This window comes from Stenotrophomonas sp. IS26 (genome assembly GCF_054188265.1).
Window position 1 is genome coordinate 80,712 of the sequence record NZ_JBSZJV010000012.1, and the last position, 15,583, is coordinate 96,294.

14 protein-coding genes and 1 pseudogene are annotated in these 15,583 nt (G+C 67.7%); 7 read left to right on the plus strand and 8 right to left on the minus strand.

Annotated elements, in window-relative coordinates:
* The first annotated feature begins 98 nt into the window (after positions 1–98).
* Positions 99–1,154 (plus strand): glycerophosphodiester phosphodiesterase, encoded by a 1,056-nt coding sequence (locus ACW6W5_RS12125; RefSeq protein WP_152152846.1) that lies wholly within the window; start codon positions 99–101, stop codon positions 1,152–1,154.
* A gap of 35 nt (positions 1,155–1,189) precedes the next feature.
* Here the strand turns inward: ACW6W5_RS12125 and ACW6W5_RS12130 are convergent, their stop codons facing one another.
* Positions 1,190–1,972, minus strand: a complete 783-nt coding sequence (locus tag ACW6W5_RS12130) for a rhomboid family intramembrane serine protease (protein WP_152152800.1) — start codon at positions 1,970–1,972, stop codon at positions 1,190–1,192.
* 97 nt (positions 1,973–2,069) lie between these two features.
* Positions 2,070–3,029 carry a TerC family protein gene (locus ACW6W5_RS12135; protein WP_070474178.1) on the minus strand — a complete coding sequence of 320 codons (960 nt, stop codon included), beginning with the start codon at positions 3,027–3,029 and terminating at the stop codon, positions 2,070–2,072.
* Between the two features lie 415 nt (positions 3,030–3,444).
* Between ACW6W5_RS12135 and ACW6W5_RS12140 the strand changes: the two genes are divergently transcribed.
* Entirely contained in the window at positions 3,445–4,614 is a 1,170-nt protein-coding gene (locus ACW6W5_RS12140; RefSeq protein ID WP_121043714.1) for a class I SAM-dependent rRNA methyltransferase, read from the plus strand.
* Positions 4,615–4,776: 162 nt separating this feature from the next.
* A complete protein-coding gene (locus ACW6W5_RS12145; RefSeq protein ID WP_152152802.1) occupies positions 4,777–6,027 on the plus strand; it encodes a dipeptidase in 1,251 nt (416 codons plus the stop codon).
* Positions 6,028–6,152: 125 nt separating this feature from the next.
* Here the strand turns inward: ACW6W5_RS12145 and ACW6W5_RS12150 are convergent, their stop codons facing one another.
* The 3 genes from ACW6W5_RS12150 to ACW6W5_RS12160 form a co-directional block, all read right to left on the minus strand.
* Positions 6,153–7,565, minus strand: coding sequence for an amino acid permease (locus ACW6W5_RS12150; protein WP_121043708.1), 1,413 nt, complete (start codon positions 7,563–7,565; stop codon positions 6,153–6,155).
* A 146-nt stretch (positions 7,566–7,711) separates the two neighbouring features.
* Positions 7,712–8,122 (minus strand): hypothetical protein, encoded by a 411-nt coding sequence (locus ACW6W5_RS12155; protein WP_121043705.1) that lies wholly within the window; start codon positions 8,120–8,122, stop codon positions 7,712–7,714.
* A 101-nt stretch (positions 8,123–8,223) separates the two neighbouring features.
* Positions 8,224–9,219, minus strand: a complete 996-nt coding sequence (locus ACW6W5_RS12160; RefSeq protein ID WP_152152804.1) for an aldo/keto reductase — start codon at positions 9,217–9,219, stop codon at positions 8,224–8,226.
* A 100-nt stretch (positions 9,220–9,319) separates the two neighbouring features.
* On the opposite strand from ACW6W5_RS12160, the gene ACW6W5_RS12165 reads away from it, so the two are divergent.
* The gene (locus ACW6W5_RS12165) at positions 9,320–10,219 is read left to right on the plus strand and encodes a LysR family transcriptional regulator (RefSeq protein WP_152152806.1); all 900 of its coding nucleotides are present in this window, start codon (positions 9,320–9,322) and stop codon (positions 10,217–10,219) included.
* Between the two features lie 10 nt (positions 10,220–10,229).
* On the opposite strand, the gene ACW6W5_RS12170 is transcribed toward ACW6W5_RS12165, so the two are convergent.
* From ACW6W5_RS12170 to ACW6W5_RS12180, 3 genes and pseudogenes are all read right to left on the minus strand, one after another.
* Positions 10,230–10,586 (minus strand): hypothetical protein, encoded by a 357-nt coding sequence (locus ACW6W5_RS12170; RefSeq protein ID WP_121043696.1) that lies wholly within the window; start codon positions 10,584–10,586, stop codon positions 10,230–10,232.
* Positions 10,587–10,771: 185 nt separating this feature from the next.
* Entirely contained in the window at positions 10,772–11,398 is a 627-nt protein-coding gene (gene leuE, locus ACW6W5_RS12175) for a leucine efflux protein LeuE (RefSeq protein ID WP_152152808.1), read from the minus strand.
* Between the two features lie 16 nt (positions 11,399–11,414).
* Positions 11,415–12,382 (minus strand): annotated as a pseudogene (locus ACW6W5_RS12180) (LysR family transcriptional regulator); the annotation flags it as partial.
* Positions 12,383–12,473: 91 nt separating this feature from the next.
* Here ACW6W5_RS12180 and ACW6W5_RS12185 point away from each other — a divergent pair.
* The 3 genes from ACW6W5_RS12185 to ACW6W5_RS12195 all read left to right on the plus strand — a co-directional run bounded on the left by ACW6W5_RS12185 (position 12,474) and on the right by ACW6W5_RS12195 (position 15,544).
* Positions 12,474–13,481, plus strand: a complete 1,008-nt coding sequence (locus ACW6W5_RS12185; protein WP_152152810.1) for a zinc-binding alcohol dehydrogenase family protein — start codon at positions 12,474–12,476, stop codon at positions 13,479–13,481.
* A gap of 37 nt (positions 13,482–13,518) precedes the next feature.
* On the plus strand, positions 13,519–15,102 hold the full coding sequence (rmuC, locus tag ACW6W5_RS12190) for a DNA recombination protein RmuC (RefSeq protein WP_152152812.1): 1,584 nt from the start codon (positions 13,519–13,521) through the stop codon (positions 15,100–15,102).
* Positions 15,103–15,187: 85 nt separating this feature from the next.
* Positions 15,188–15,544 carry a hypothetical protein gene (locus tag ACW6W5_RS12195; protein WP_152152814.1) on the plus strand — a complete coding sequence of 119 codons (357 nt, stop codon included), beginning with the start codon at positions 15,188–15,190 and terminating at the stop codon, positions 15,542–15,544.
* Positions 15,545–15,583 lie beyond the last annotated feature (39 nt).

Genomic DNA, 15,583 nt, shown 5'->3' on the forward strand with positions numbered 1-15,583 from the left:
AGACTGACCGTGATCTTTATCGACAGGGATTTGCAGTGTCCAAGCAGTTGTGGGGATGTGTGTTGCTGGTGTCGCTGGCCGTGGCACCATCGGTGGCCATGAGCGCTGAATCGTCTTCCTCCACGCCGGCCAAGGCCGCCGTCTACGGCCACCGCGGTGCCAGTGCGCTGCTGCCCGAGCACACGCTCGCCGCGTACGCGCAGGCCATCGCCGATGGCGCCGACTACATCGAGCCGGACCTGGTGATGACCAAGGACGGCGTGCTGGTATCGCGCCACGAGAACGAGATCGGCGGCACCACCGATGTGGCCGCGCACCCGGAGTTCGCCAGCCGCAGGACCGTCAAGAGCATCGACGGCGAGCGCATCGAAGGCTGGTTCACCGAAGACTTCACCCTGGCCGAGCTGAAGACGCTGTACGCCCGCGAGCGCCTGCCACAGCTGCGCAGCACCGCCTTCGACGGCCAGTTCCGCATCGCCACGCTGGATGAGATCATCGCCTTTCTGGTGCAGCAGGCCGGCCGCGCCAACCGCGGCATCGGGCTGGTACCGGAGATCAAGCACGGCACCTACTTCAGGAGCATCGGCCTGCCGATGGAAGACAAGGTGGTCGCCGCGCTGCAGGGCAACGCCTACACGCGCGTGGCGCCGGTGACGATCCAGTCCTTCGAGGTCGGCAACCTGCGGTACCTGCGCGGCAAGCTCGGCCGCGACAGCAACATCCGCCTGCTGCAGTTGCTCGGCGATTCCAAGCAGCAGCCCGGTGACGTACTCGCGGCCAAGGGCAGCCAGCGCTATGCCGACCTGATCACCCCGGCGGGACTGCGCGAGGTCGCGACCTACGCCGACGGCATCGGCCCGAGCCTGCGCATGGTCATTCCACTGGATGCGCAGGGGAAGCTCGGCACCCCGACCTCGCTGGTGCATGATGCGCATGCGGCCGGGTTGATGGTGGTGCCGTATACGTTCCGGCCGGAGAACTCCTTCCAGGCCGCGGAGTTCCGCAGCGGCGAGCCGAATGCCCGCAATGCCGAAGGCTCGGTGGCCGAGATGCGGGCCTACCTGGCCACCGGCATCGATGCGTTCTTCACCGATGACCCGGCGCTGGGCCGGCGTGCGGTGGATGGGGATGGCACGACCGCAGCCAATCCCTGAGCGTGTAGAGCCACGCCATCAGATGGCGCTGCCGGTCAGTCCAGCGATGACCCTTCATCGCGCCGCCGGAACGGCAGCACCACGAAGTCGCGGCCCTCGCGCGGTTGCCACAGCACCGGCACGCGGGTCGGGGAGGGCGGTTCCAGATCGGCGTCGCGCGCGGCCTCGATGTCGTCCTCTTCCTCGTCCTCCCAGCTGTAGCGTTTGCGCGGCGCCATCGGGTCGGAGAGGCGGAACAGCAGCGCGCTGATGATGCCGGCGAAGGCACCGCCCATATGCGATTGCCAGGATACGCCCGGCTCGTGCGGCAGGATGGTCAGCAGCATGCTGCCGTAGAACAGGAAGGCGATCAGCCCGGCCGCGATCGCTGGCCGGTCGCGGCGCAGCAGGCCGAGCACGAACACCAGGAACATCAGGCCGTGGGTGATGCCACTTGCGCCGAGATGGCGGCTGCCCAGATCGCCCAGCAGCCAGGCACCGAGCCCCGAGCCGACCCACAACAGGGGCAGCGCGCGCACGGTGGCTTTGGGATAGACGCTGCCGGCCAAGGTGCCGAGGATCAGCAGGGCCGCCGCATTGGCGCCCAGATGCTGGATCGAGCCGTGCAGCAGCGGGGCACCGAGAATGCCGAGCAGGCCGGCCTTGTCCAGCGGGGCAACGGCCCACGGACGCCAGTCGACATGGCCCTGGGCGGTATACACCGCGACCAGCAGCAGCACGAAGGCCAGGCTCAGGTTGAACGCCCGCAGTACACCACCACGGTCGTTGCGGGACGGAACCGGCGGCGCGCCGGTGGGCTGGGGCAGGTTGGCGTTCATACCCTTAGGGATGGCGTCGCCCCGGATGAACACAAGGGCAACGTCGTGGGAGAGAGAGGTACCGCCTGCGGGACAATCCCGCAGGCGGCACGGTCGGTCAGGCGTGGCCGCCTTCCTTCGGCGGATTCTTCAGGCTCAGCACCACGGTCGCGGCGATGATCACCGCCACCACACCCAGCGAGATCGGGGTGGGGATCTTGAAGAGGTCGATCAGCATCATCTTGATGCCGATGAAGGCCAGCACCAGGGCCAGGCCGTACGGCAGCAGGTGGAAGCGATCGGCCATGCCGGCCAGCAGGAAGAACATCGCGCGCAGGCCCAGCACCGCGAAGACGTTGGAGGTCAGCACGATGAACGGGTCGGTGGTGATCGCGAAGATCGCCGGGATGCTGTCCACCGCGAAGATCACGTCGGTCACCGCGATCAGGATCAGCACCACGAACAGCGGCGTGAACCAGCGCTTGCCATCGCGCATGACGCTCATCGCGTTGCCGGCATAGTCGGGCAGCAGGCGCAGGTGCTTGCGCATCCAGCGCAGGGCGGGGTTGGTCTCAAGATCCGGCTCGCTGCCGGCCGAGAACCACATCTTCCAGCCGGTGAAGAGCAGGAACGCGCCGAACACATAGAGCAGCCAGTGGAACTTGGTCAGCAGCACGCTGCCGGCGAAGATCATGATGGTACGCAGCACGATCGCGCCCAGGATGCCGATGATCAGCACCTTCTGGCGCTGTTCCTCGGGCACCGCGAAGTAGCCCATGATCATCAGGAACACGAAGATGTTGTCCACAGCCAGGGCTTTCTCGACCAGGTAACCGGTCAGGAACTCCAGGCCGACCTTGTTGGCCACCACCTGGCCGGCGGTCTCGTTCAGGTAGTACCAGAGGCCACCGTTGAAGGCCAGGGCGAGGGCGACCCAGCCGATGGACCACCACAGGGCTTCTTTGAAGGTGACCTTGTGTGGGCCGCCGTGTCGCATCAAGACGAGGTCGACCAGCAGCGCGATGATCACCACCGCGCCGAAGCCGCCCCACAACCACACATTACCGATCGTCTGCATTGGGTTTATCCGTTGGAAAAAATAGAGTGCCTCAAGCCGGATGGCGAGGATCTGCAACGGAGGATCGGGGGGATCCAGGGACAGAGCTTCGCCATACGGCGAAGGTCTCGCTCGCAGTCCCGATGGGTGGGACTGCCGTTGCACCGGAGCCTGCGGGCTCGAATTGACGGCGACAACGTCTGGGAGCTACTCCCCTTCTGGGGCCGATTCTGCGGGGTGCCGGGGCCGGCGTCAAATGATTTCCATGCCCCGGTGCTGCTGAACGAAACGCCCCAACCGGTAGTGACGGCCGCTGGCCGTCAACCACGTAGCGGCCGGGTTTACCGCGCTGACGGCCAGCGGCCGTCACTACCAGAGCGCCAGCGGCGCCGCTCCCAGCACCGAGGGCTGCAGGCTTCCCGTTTACAATACGACCATGAATACCCCTGCCCCCGTTGTCCGCCTCAAGAACGCCTGGCGCTCCAGCCACCCGTGGATCTTCCAGAAACTGGTCGAAAAGCCGGCCGTCCGTCCCAAACCCGGTGCCATCGTCGACGTCGTCGGCGTGGACGGGGAGTGGATCGGGCGTGGCTTCTACAACGGTCATTCGCGCATTGCCGTGCGCATCCTGGAGACCGATCAGGCCATCCCGGTCGACGCCGGCTGGTTCTCGCGCAAGATCGCCCAGGCGGTGTCGCTGCGCCGTGAGGTGCTCAAGCTGGACGAGATCTCCGATGCCTGGCGCGTGGTCCACAGCGAAGGTGACGGTCTGTCCGGCCTGGTGGTGGACCGCTACGGCGATCTGGTCGTGGTCGAATTCTTCGCCGCCGGCATGTTCCGCCACCGCGAGTGGGTGTATGAGGCCCTGCGCGAACAGTTCCCGGGCTGCCGTTTCCACAGCTTCGCCGACGAACACGTGCAGAAGCAGGAAAGCTTCGACTTCCACGGCAACACCACCACCGAAGCCTCGGTGATCACCGAGTACGGCGTGAAGTTCCGCGCCGACCCGGCCGGTGCGCACAAGACCGGCTTCTTCGCCGATCAGCGTGAGAACCGCCAGTGGCTGAGCCAGCAGGTGGAAGGCAAGACCGTGCTGGACCTGTGCTGCAACACCGGTGGTTTTGCGGTGTATGCCGCCGCGCGCGGTGCGGCCGAGGTGGTCGGTATCGACATCGATGAAGACGTGATCGCCATCGCCAAGGGCAACGCCAAGCTCAACAACGTGCGCCCGAAGTTCATCCAGTCCGACATCTTCCCGTGGCTGCGCGATGCATCCAACCGCGGCGAGAAGTTCGACGTGGTCATCCTCGATCCGGCCAAGATGACCCGCGACCGCGACCAGGTCATCACCGCGCTGAAGAAGTACCTGGACATGAACAAGCTGGCGCTGGGGGTGGTCAAGCCCGGTGGCCTGCTCGCCACGTTCTCGTGCACCGGCCTGGTGGCCGAAGACCAGTTCCTGGACATGCTGCGCCGCGCCGCGTTCTACGCCGGCCGCACCATCCAGATCCTGAAGGTGGCCGGCGCAGGTCCGGATCACCCGTTCATGGCCCACGTGCAGGAATCGCGGTATCTCAAGGCCGTGTTCTGCCGCGTGGTGGATTGATCCGCACCGGAATTCCGGCCACGTTAGGCATCGGGTAGTGCCGGCCGCTGGCCGGCTCCTCCTGGTCTCCGATGGTCGCGGGGAGCCGGCCAGCGGCCGGCACTACCGTTTGTTGTCCTCTCGGCGCTATGGTCTGACGCTTCCCATCCAAGGTGAGGCGTCATGACGTTGCGCAGTCTGTCTTTGCTGGTTTCGCTGGCGTTGTGCACGCCACTGGCCGCCCACGCGATCGAATTCACCCCGCAGGAACTGGCCAGGGCATCTACGCTGCAGCACCGGCTGCTGACCCTGGACAGCCACCTCGACACGCCGGCCAACTTCCACCGCGACGGCTTCGACATCACCCAGCGGCACGACCATAACGCGCTGTCGCAGGTGGATTACCCGCGCATGGTCGAAGGCGCGCTGGATGGCGGCTTCTGGGCGATCTACACCGATCAGGGCGACCGCAGCGCGCAGGCGCACCAGCATGACCGCGATGCCGGCCTGCTGCGGCTGACCGAGATCCGCGAGATGCTCGCCGCGCATCCGGACACCTTCCAGCTCGCGCTGACCGCCGCCGATGCCGCGGGCATCAAGGCCGCCGGCAAGCGCGTGGTCTACATCAGCATGGAGAACGCCAGCCCGCTGGTCGACGATCCCACGCTGCTCAGTTACTACCACCTGGCCGGCCTGCGCCTGCTCAGCACGGTGCACTTCGCCAACAACGAGTTCGCCGATTCGGCCACCGATCCCAAAGGCGCCGAGTGGAAGGGCCTGAGTCCGGCCGGCAAGGCGCTGGTGGATGAGGCGGTGCGGCTGGGCATCGTCATCGATCAGTCGCATGCCGCCGATGCGGTGTTCGATGATCTGATCGAGCGCATGCCGGTGCCGTTCGTGCTCTCGCACAGCTCGGCCAAGGCGATCTACAACCATCCGCGCAACCTCGACGATGTGCGCCTGAAGCGGCTGGCCAAGGCCGGCGGCGTGATCCAGGTCAACGCCTATGGTGGTTATCTGATCGACACCGCCAAGAGCGAGGCGCGCAAGGCGGCCGAGACGGCGCTGATGGCGCAGCTGGGCACCGATTACGACGGCATGAGCATCCAGCAGGGCGTCGCGCTGAAGAAGGGGCTGGAGGAGATCGACCAGCGCATTGCGCTGCGCAAGGCCACGCTCGACGATTTCTTCGCCCACTTCGAGCACATCCTCAAGGTGGTCGGCCCCGAACACGTGGGCATCGGGCTGGACTGGGATGGCGGCGGTGGCCTGGCCGATCTGCCCGACGTGAGCCAGCTGCCGAAGATCACCGCGTGGCTGCTGCGCAAGGGCTACAGCGAGAAACAGATCGCCGGTATCTGGGGCGGCAACCTGCTGCGCGTCATGCAGCAGGCACAGGATCACGCGGCCAAAGTTGCCGCCGCGAAGCCCTGAGGCCAGTGGCGCGTCGCGCGCTGCCCGGCAGGGCGGCGTCACCAGCGCCCGCAAAGAAAAAGGCAGGCCCAGGGCCTGCCTTTCTCACACCCGGTCATCGCCGGCCCGGTGGCCGGCGCGATAGCTCAGCGCTTGCCCAGCACCGCATTGCGACGCCCGTAGGCGAAGTAGGCGATCAGGCCCAGAACGTTCCACGCCAGGAAGTACAACTGCGTGGTGCTCGGCAGGCTGAAGAACAGGTACACGCAGCCGATCACCGCCAGCGGGCCGACCACGTAGGCCAGCGGCGTGCGGAACTTGCGCACGCGGTTGGGTTCGCGCTTGCGCAGCACCACCAGGCACAGGCCCACCGCGGTGAACGCGGCCAGCGTGCCGGCGTTGGCCAGCGCAGCGATCTCATCCAGACGTGCCACGCCGGCCAGCGCAGCAACCAGCACCGCGGTGAACAGCGTGGTGGCCACCGGGGTGCCGGTGCGCGCGCTGACCTTGGACAGACCACGCGGCAGCAGGCCATCGCGCGACATGACGAAGAAGATGCGGCTCTGGCCGTACAGGAAGGCCAGCAGCACGGTCGGCAGCGCGATCACCGCCGCTGCGCCGATCCACTTGGCCGCACCCGGGCTGCCCAGCTCGCGCAGGATCAGCGCCAGCGGCTCGGCGCTCTGGCCGAAGATCGTGTAGCTCATCGCACCCACGGCGGCCAGCGCCACCAGCACGTAGATGATGGTGCAACCGACCATCGAGCCGATGATGCCGATTGCCAGGTCGCGCTCGGGCTTCTTGGTTTCTTCAGCGGCGGTGGAGATCGCATCGAAGCCGTAGAACGCGAAGAAGATGATCGCGGCGGCCGCCATCACCCCGCGTTCCACGCCATCGGCGCCGAGCGACTTGACGAAGCCGAACGGCATGAACGGCTCCATGTGGCCGGTATCGAAGTGCGGCAGGGCGATCGCCACGAACACGGTCAGCGCGATGATCTTGATCACCACCAGGACTGCGTTGAGGGTCGCGCTTTCCTTGGTGCCGGCCATCAGCATGCCGGCCACCAGGAAAGTGATCAGCACCGCCGGCAGGTTGATGAAGCCGCCTTCCACGTGAGGGCCGGCGGTCAGCATCAAGGGCAGGTCGATCCCGAAGCCGTGCAGGAAGCCGACCGCGTAGCCGGACCACCCGACCGCGACCGTACTCACCACCAGCGAGTACTCCAGGATCAGGCTCCAGCCGACCACCCAGGCCACCACCTCGCCCAGGGCGGTGTAGCTGTAGGTGTAGGCGCTGCCGGCGGCCGGCATCATCGTGGCCAGTTCGGCGTAGGACAGGGCCGCGCAGGCGCAGACCGCGCCGGCGATGGCAAAGGAAATCAGCACTGCGGGGCCGGCCAGGTTCGCGCCGACACCGATCAGGGTGTAGATGCCGGTGCCGACGATCGCGCCGATGCCCAGCGCGATCAGGTGCGGCCAACTCAGGGTCGGGATCAGTTGCCTGCCGGCTTCATGGACGGTGACGGTGTCTAGGGACTTGCGCCGGAGCAATGACATGGGGCCTCGCGGTGGATGACTGTGAACGACAAGTCTGCGAGTTTTACCGAACGCGGCGCAGCATTACTACTGCCAAGCGTCGTAAGCGGCTGCACGGCCCGCATGACTGAGGCGAAGGTGACGAAACCGGCACAAAGGCCGGACGCTCATTCCCAGTGGCAGCCGGTGTCGGTGATCGCCTCGAAGTCTTCGCCGAAGGCGGTCTGCTGGCCGGTGCGCGCGTTGGTGTAGGAGAAGCCATAGATGCGCGCGCCTTGGGTGCTGATCGCGTAGTGGCCAATCACCTTGCCGTCCAGGTGCTCGTCCCACACCGTGTCGAACTGCCACGGGCGGTCTTCGGCCAGCACCGTGCTCTCCTGCGAGGCCAGGGTCAGCCGCAGCCACGCGGTCTTGCCGGCGTAACGCACATGGCTGACCCGCTCACCGTCCGCGGTGCCCTCGGGGAGTTTCCATTCGAGGTGGATCTGCTGGCGGCTGCCGCCGGTCAGGCAGCGGATGTCATCGGCGTGCGCCGGCGCGATGGCCAGCAGCAGCAACAGCGGGGCGAGCCAGCGCATGGGGCAGGGTTCATCCAGACAGAAAGAGGGCCATTGTCCTCCCGCGCGCGCGCTGCCGGCAGCATCAGCCGGATCGAGCATCCCGATCCGGCCGGTGGGCGTCAGCGGTTCAACGTCGCCATGGCCGCAGGGGCATAGCGCGGACCAGCGGCGGCATGCGCCGGGAAGATCGCATCGATCCGGGCCAGCGCGTCGGCGCTGAGCTGCACCTGCAGCGCGCCGAGGTTTTCTTCCAGATAGGCCAGCCGCTTGGTGCCCGGGATCGGCACCAGGTCTTCGCCCTGCGCCAGCACCCAGGCCAGGGCTAGCTGCCCGGGGCTCACGCCCTGGGTCTTGGCCATCGCGGTGACCGCGTCGACCAGGGCCAGGTTGCGGTCGAAGTTCTCGCCCTGGAAGCGCGGCGATTGGCGGCGGTAGTCGTCGGCGTCGAAATCGGCCGGGCTGCGGATCGCGCCGGTCAGGAAGCCACGGCCCAGCGGCGAGTAGGGCACGAACCCGATGCCGAGCTCGCGCACCGTCGCCAGCACACCGTTGTCTTCCGGATCGCGCGACCACAGCGAGTACTCGGTCTGCACCGCGGTGATCGGATGCACCGCATGGGCGCGGCGGATCGTGCCGGCCGAGGCTTCGGACAGGCCCAGGAAGCGCACCTTGCCCTGTTCGACCAGCCGCGCCATCGCCCCCACGGTGTCCTCGATCGGCACCGTGCCGTCCACGCGGTGCTGGTAGTACAGGTCGATGTGGTCCACGCCCAACCGCTGCAGGCTGGCCTCGCAGGCGGCGATCACGTACTCCGGGCGGCCATCGACGCTGCGCGCGGCGGTGTCGCTCGGCTCCAGCTTGATCCCGAACTTGGTGGCGAGGAACACCTGGTCGCGGCGGCCGGCGATCGCCTTGCCGACCAGCACCTCGTTGGTGTGCGGGCCGTACATGTCGGCGGTGTCGAGCAGGGTGACGCCGCGCTCCAGCGCGCGGTGGATGACCGCGATCGCGTCGGCATCGCTGCCGCGGCCGCCATAGAACGCGCTCATGCCCATGCAGCCCAGGCCGAGCGCGGAAACGGTGGGGCCATCACGGCCAAGGGTGCGGGTCTGCATGCGGTACTCCGGGGAAGGGAAGGAACAGGACCAGCATCCTCCTGCGGACTATGTGGATAAACTGGCTGCTCCTGCATCGTCCTTGAAGCCAGCCTTCACAATGAGCGCTCAGCATCCTCTGCCCGCCGTGGTTGCCTTCGCCCGCGTCGCGCACCATGCCAGCTTCACCCGGGCCGCCGACGAGCTGGGCGTATCGCCCTCGGCGCTCTCGCAGACGGTGCGCGCGCTGGAGGCCCACCTTGGCGTGCGGCTGCTGCAACGGACCACGCGCCGGGTCGGCCTGACCGAGCAGGGCGCGCGCTTCCTGGCGCAGGTACGTGAGGGCCTGGCCCGGATCGATGCCGCGTTCGACGACCTGGACCAGCTGCGCGATGTCCCCGCCGGCAAACTGCGCATCAACGTGCCGAGGATCGCTGCCGAACTGCTGGTGCTGCCGCACCTGCCCGACTTCCTGGCGCGTTATCCACAGATCGAGGTGGAGCTGTTCGTGGAAACCGCGCTGACCGATCTGGTCGCCGGCGGCTTTGACGCGGGGATCCGCTTGGGCGAAAGCCTGGCCCGCGGCATGATCGCAGTGCCGATCGGGCCGCTGGAACGCCAGGTGGTGGTGGCCACGCCGGATTATCTGGCCATGCATGGCGTGCCCGTGACCCCGGCCGACCTGGTCGGGCACGAGTGCATCGTGCACCGGCTCAGCACCGGACGGCGGATGGCGTGGGAGTTCACCGGCGAGGGGCGCGATTTCGAGGTCGAGGTCGCGGGCCGGTTGGTGTTCAACGATGCCGGGCTGATCCATGCGGCGGTCACCCGGGGTATGGGCCTGGCGCAGGGGTTCGAGGCGCTGTACGCCGGCGATGTGGCGGCCGGCCGCCTGCAGTGCGTGCTGCAGGACTGGCAGCAGCCGTTCGCCGGCTTCCACCTCTACTACCCGGCACGCGAGCAGATGGCGCCCAAGCTGCGGGTGTTCATCGACCATCTGCGTGAGGCGATGCGGCGCTGACGCGTGCGGCTCAGCCGGTGCCCGGCAGCAGGGCGCGTGCCCAGTCTGCCTGCGGTGGATGGCCCTGTGGATAGATCACCTGCGCATCCCCGGGGAAGCGCTTGCAGCACAACACGCCGTTGGCATCGAACAGACGCCAGCCCTGCGCCGCCGCTTCGGCCTCGGCGATGCGATGGCGCAGCCCAAGCACCAGGCTGGCGTGGCAGTCGAACAGGCACGTACGAAGATCGATCCGGTCCAGCGGCTGAAGCCCCGCGACGATGCGGGTCACGGCTGGATGGGCCAGATCGATGCGCCGGGTGTGCATGCCGAGCAGACGTTCGTCATGACCACTCAGGTGCTGCACGAAGTAGACAGGTGGCGGCATGGGTCCCCGCAGTGTTGCGCACGCGCCGGTGAGGCGACGTTGGACGATGGCGCCGATTGGACACCTCGCCGGTACGCAGGGGAATCTCAATGTTTGAATGAAAACCGAGCGTCGCGATGATGCTGCCTATCCGCGGCCGAACGCGGCGCGCCCTGTCGTCGTGCACCACGCTTGCCTGCAAGGGCTCAGCCGCTCACGCCCAGCCGCACACCGAAGCCGACCAGAAACACCCCTGCCACCCGCCTCAGCCAAAGCCCGACATGCGGGTGCTGCAGAATCCGACGGCGCAGCAGGTTGCCCACCCCGATCAGCACCGAGCAGTAGGCCAGCCCCATGCCGAAAATGATCAGCGCCATGGTCGCAAACGTCACCACGCCCTGGTGCCGTGCCGGATCGATGAACAACGGCAGGAAGGCCATGTAGAAGATGATCGCCTTCGGGTTGAGCAGGTTGATCAGCACCGCCTGGCGGAAGTAGTGGCCCGGCGTGAGGCGGATGCCACCTTCCTCGCCCGGGGCGCGCGGCTGGCGCAACAGGCCGATGCCGATCCACACCAGGTACGCCGCGCCGAGGTACTGCACCGCGTGGAACACCAGCGGGTTGGCCTTGAGCAGCGCCGCTACGCCGGCCACCGCCAGCCACATCAGGATCTGGTCGCCCAGCAGCAGGCCGAACAGCGCCGTGTAACCGCCGCGCACGCCGCCGCGGCCGGTGGCGGTGAGCAGGGTGAAGGTGCCCGGGCCCGGCAGTGCCAGGAACACCAGCACGGCAGCAACAAAGGTCCACAGATCCTGGATGCCCATCCACGGCATGGCGGCGACTCGACGACGGGGGAGGAGCATTGTCCGGCAGCCGCGCGCCGGGCGATAGCGTCAGCGCGCGCCGGCCGGCAAGCCGGCGAGCAGCGGCTGCAGCCGTTGCGCGAACATCGCATGCAGCTGCCGGATCGCCGGCGAGAACTGCTTGCGGTGCGGGCACACCAGGTTCAACGGCAGGCTGTCGCCGGCCCCGTCCAGCAGCACCTGCAGGCGCCCGGCCTGCACATCGGCGCAGATATCCAGCCACGATTTGAACACGATGCCTTCTCCCGCCACTGCCCAGCGCCGGACCACGTCGGCATCGTCGCAGACCATGTTGCCGCGCACCGGGATCACCGTGCGCCGTCCATCGGCCTCGAAACTCCAGCGGTCATAGGCTCGCCCAGCCAGTTGATACAGCAGGCAGTGGTGCTCCTTCAGCGCCTCCAGGCTGTCCGGCGCACCGTGCCGGGCCAGGTAATCCGGTGACGCGGCCAGCACCCGGCGATTGCCGGGCAGCAAGGGCAGTGCGACGTAGCTGGCGTTGTCGAAGCGGCCCAGGCGGAAGGCGATGTCGACCGGATCGCGGAATACATCGGCAACCTGGTCGGACACCTGCAGGCGCAGCTGCAGCTTCGGGTGCGCGGCGCGGAACTCGGTCAGCCATGGCAGCAGCAGGTTGCGGCCCAGATCCGAGGGCGCGGCGACCTGCAGCGTGCCGCGCAGTTCGGCATCTGCGCCCCGCACCCGGGCCTCGCCCTCGCGCAGCGCGGCCAGCACCTCCTGCGCGCAGGGCAGGTACAGCGCGCCCTCGGCGGTCAGGCGCAGGCTGCGGGTGGAACGCACGAACAGGCGCAGGTCCAGCTCGCGTTCCAGCCGCGCCACCGCCGCAGCGACCTGACCGGGCAGCAGGCCCGCCTCGCGCGCGGCGTTGGAAAAGCTGCCCAGCGCGGCGGTGCGGACAAACAGGGCGAGGTCATCGAACCGGACCATTTTCATTCCTGCAGTGAAAGTGCTGCCCGATTTTGCGCCTTTCTCTGCCAGGGCGTGAAGCGCAGGCTGTCCGTCTTCCCCAACGGATCTCCCCCCGATGAAAGCCGTCGCCTATACCCAGCATGGCCTGCCGATCAGCGACCCCGCCGCGCTGGTGGACATCACCCTGCCGATTCCCACCCCCGGCCCGCGCGACCTGCGGGTCGAGGTCCGCGCGATCTCGGTGAACCCGGTCGATACCAAGGTCCGCACCGGCGTGGCGGTCACCGAGCCGCGCGTACTGGGCTTCGACGCAGTCGGCATCGTGGATGCGGTGGGCGATGAGGTGACGCTGTTCCAGCCCGGCGACGCGGTCTTCTATGCGGGTGCGATCGGCCGCGCCGGCAGCAACGCCGAGTACCAACTGGTGGACGAGCGCATCGTCGGCCACAAGCCGGTCAGCCTGGATGACGCCGCCGCCGCGGCGTTGCCGCTGACGGCGATCACCGCCTGGGAACTGCTGTTCGACCGCCTGCGGATCGCCGAGAACGGCGGCGAAGGCCAGACCCTGCTGGTGATCGGCGCCGCCGGTGGCGTCGGCTCGATCCTGGTCCAGCTGGCCCGCCAGCTGACCCGCCTGACGGTGATCGGCACCGCCTCGCGCCCGGATACCCAAGACTGGGTCTACGCGCTGGGTGCGCACCATGTGATCGACCACACCCAGCCGCTGAGCGAAGGCCTGCAGCGCCTGGGCATCGCCGAGGTCAGCCATGTGGCCAGCCTGACCCATACCGACCAGCACTACGATCAGATCGTTGCCGTGCTGGCGCCGCAGGGTCAGCTGGCGCTGATCGACGATCCCGGCCAGCTCGACGTGATGGCGCTCAAGCGCAAGAGCCTGTCGCTGCACTGGGAATCGATGTTCACCCGCTCCAGCTTCAACACGCCCGATGTGCAGCGCCAGCACGACCTGCTTGAGCGCGTCGCCGCGCTGATCGACGCGGGCGTGCTGCGCACCACGCTCGGGGAGCACTACGGCCGCATCAACGCCGCCAACCTGCGCCAGGCGCACGCCCTGATCGAAAGCCACCGCGCGCGCGGCAAGCTCGTGCTCGAAGGGTTCTGACGCAGCCAATGAGACCGCCGCGGCCTACACTTGGCGCATGCAAACCGAATTCCTCATCCTCGGCGGCCTGGTGTGTGCCGTCCTCGTGCTGCAGCTGCTCGCGCTGCTGCGGCGTTCCGGCAACGGCGGCCTTGAACAGACCCTGCGCGAGGAAGCGCGGGTCGGCCGCAGCGAACTGCGCGAGCAGCTCGAAGGCCTGGGCCGCCAGCAGGATGCCCGGCTGGAAAGTTTCGCGCGCGCGCTGACCGATCTCTCCACCCGTACCGACCAGCGGCTGGACCTGCTGCGCGATGCGCTCGGTGAAGACGCGCGCAAGGCCCGCGAGGAAAGCACGCTCAGCCAGCAGCGCACCGGCGACCTGCTGGCCCTGCGCATGCAGGAAGTGCGTGCGCAGCTGGAAGCGTTCGGGCAACAGCAGCAGGCGCGCATCGAAGCGTTCGGCCAGCAGCTGGTGGAACTGACCACGCGCACCGACAGCCACATGGCCGCGTTGCGCCAGGCCCTGGCAGAAGACGCGCGCCTGGGCCGCGAGGAAACCGGACAGTCGCAGCAGCGTCTGGCCGAATCGCTGGGCCTGCGCCTGCAGGAGATGACCCAACGCAACGAGCAGCGTATCGGCGAGATGCGTGCCACGCTCGAGCAGCAGCTCAAGAGCCTGCAGAGCGACAACGCCGAGAAGCTCGACCAGATGCGCGTGACCGTGGACGAGAAGCTGCAGACGACCCTGGAGACCCGCCTGGGTGCGTCGTTCCAGTTGGTCTCCGAGCGGCTGGAGCAGGTCCAGCGCGGGCTCGGCGAAATGCAGCAGCTGGCCACCGGTGTGGGCGACCTCAAGCGCGTGCTGACCAACGTCAAGAACCGCGGCAGCTGGGGCGAAGTGCAGCTGGACAACATCCTCGAGCAGACGCTCACCCAAGAGCAGTACGCGCGCGGCGTCAAAGTACGCCCGGACAGCAACGAGATCGTCGATATCGCCGTGCGCCTGCCGGGCCGTGGCCATGAAGACACCCCGGTGTGGCTGCCGATCGATTCCAAGTTCCCGCGTGAGGATTACGAGCGCCTGCTCGATGCGCAGGAGCAGGGCGACGTCGAGGGTGTGCGGGTGCAGGGCGCGCAGCTGGAACGCGCGATCCGCATCCAGGCCAAATCGATCTGCGACAAGTACATCGCGCCGCCGCACACCACCGATTTCGCGGTGATGTTCCTGCCCACTGAAAGCCTGTACGCCGAAGTGATCCGGCGCCCTGGCCTGATCGACCTGCTGCAGCGCGACCATCGCGTGGTGGTGGCGGGCCCGACCACCGTCACCGCTTTGCTCAACAGCCTGCAGATGGGCTTCCGCACGCTGGCCATCGAACAGCGCTCCAGCGAAGTGTGGGGCCTGCTCGGTGCGGTCAAGAGCGAGTTCGGCAAGTTCGCCGGCATCCTGGAAAAAGCCGAGAAGCAGATCACCACGGTTGGCCGCAGCCTCGGCGAAGCCAGCCGCAAGACGCGCACCATCGAGCGCCGCCTGCGCAGCGTGGAAACGCTGGGCAGTGAACAGACCCAGGACCTGCTCGGCGACATGAGCGGCGAGGACGAGGACGTGGCAGGCGACGAGACCAGCCCCGCGCAGGAGTGAACGCCGACGCCGTGCATGCAGGTGATCGCGCATGCTGCGCGGCACGTCTTTTCCCTGCCGTCTTCAACCTTTCAAGGAACCGCCCATGCGTCTGACCCTGATGCTGTCCCTCCTGTTCGCCCTGGCCGGGTGCAGCAGCACACCGCCTGCCGATACCACCGCCGCCACGCCTGCCACGCCCAGCGCCGCCGAATGCACCGCCGCCGGTGGCAGCCTGCAGCCGCTGGGTCGCCTGCAGCGCGTGCAGTGTGTGGTGCCCTACGCGGATGCCGGCAAGGCCTGCAGCGCCAAGGCCGACTGCACCGGCCAGTGCCTGGCCACCGGCGATGCCGCACCGGGAACGGCCGCGCGTGGCGTCTGCCAGCGCGATGTCAGCCAGAACTTCGGCTGCCGCCAGCGCATCGATGGCGGTGTGGCGATGGGCACGATCTGCGTCGACTGACCGCCCCCCGGCACGGCTATGCTGTGCCTCCCCCGATCC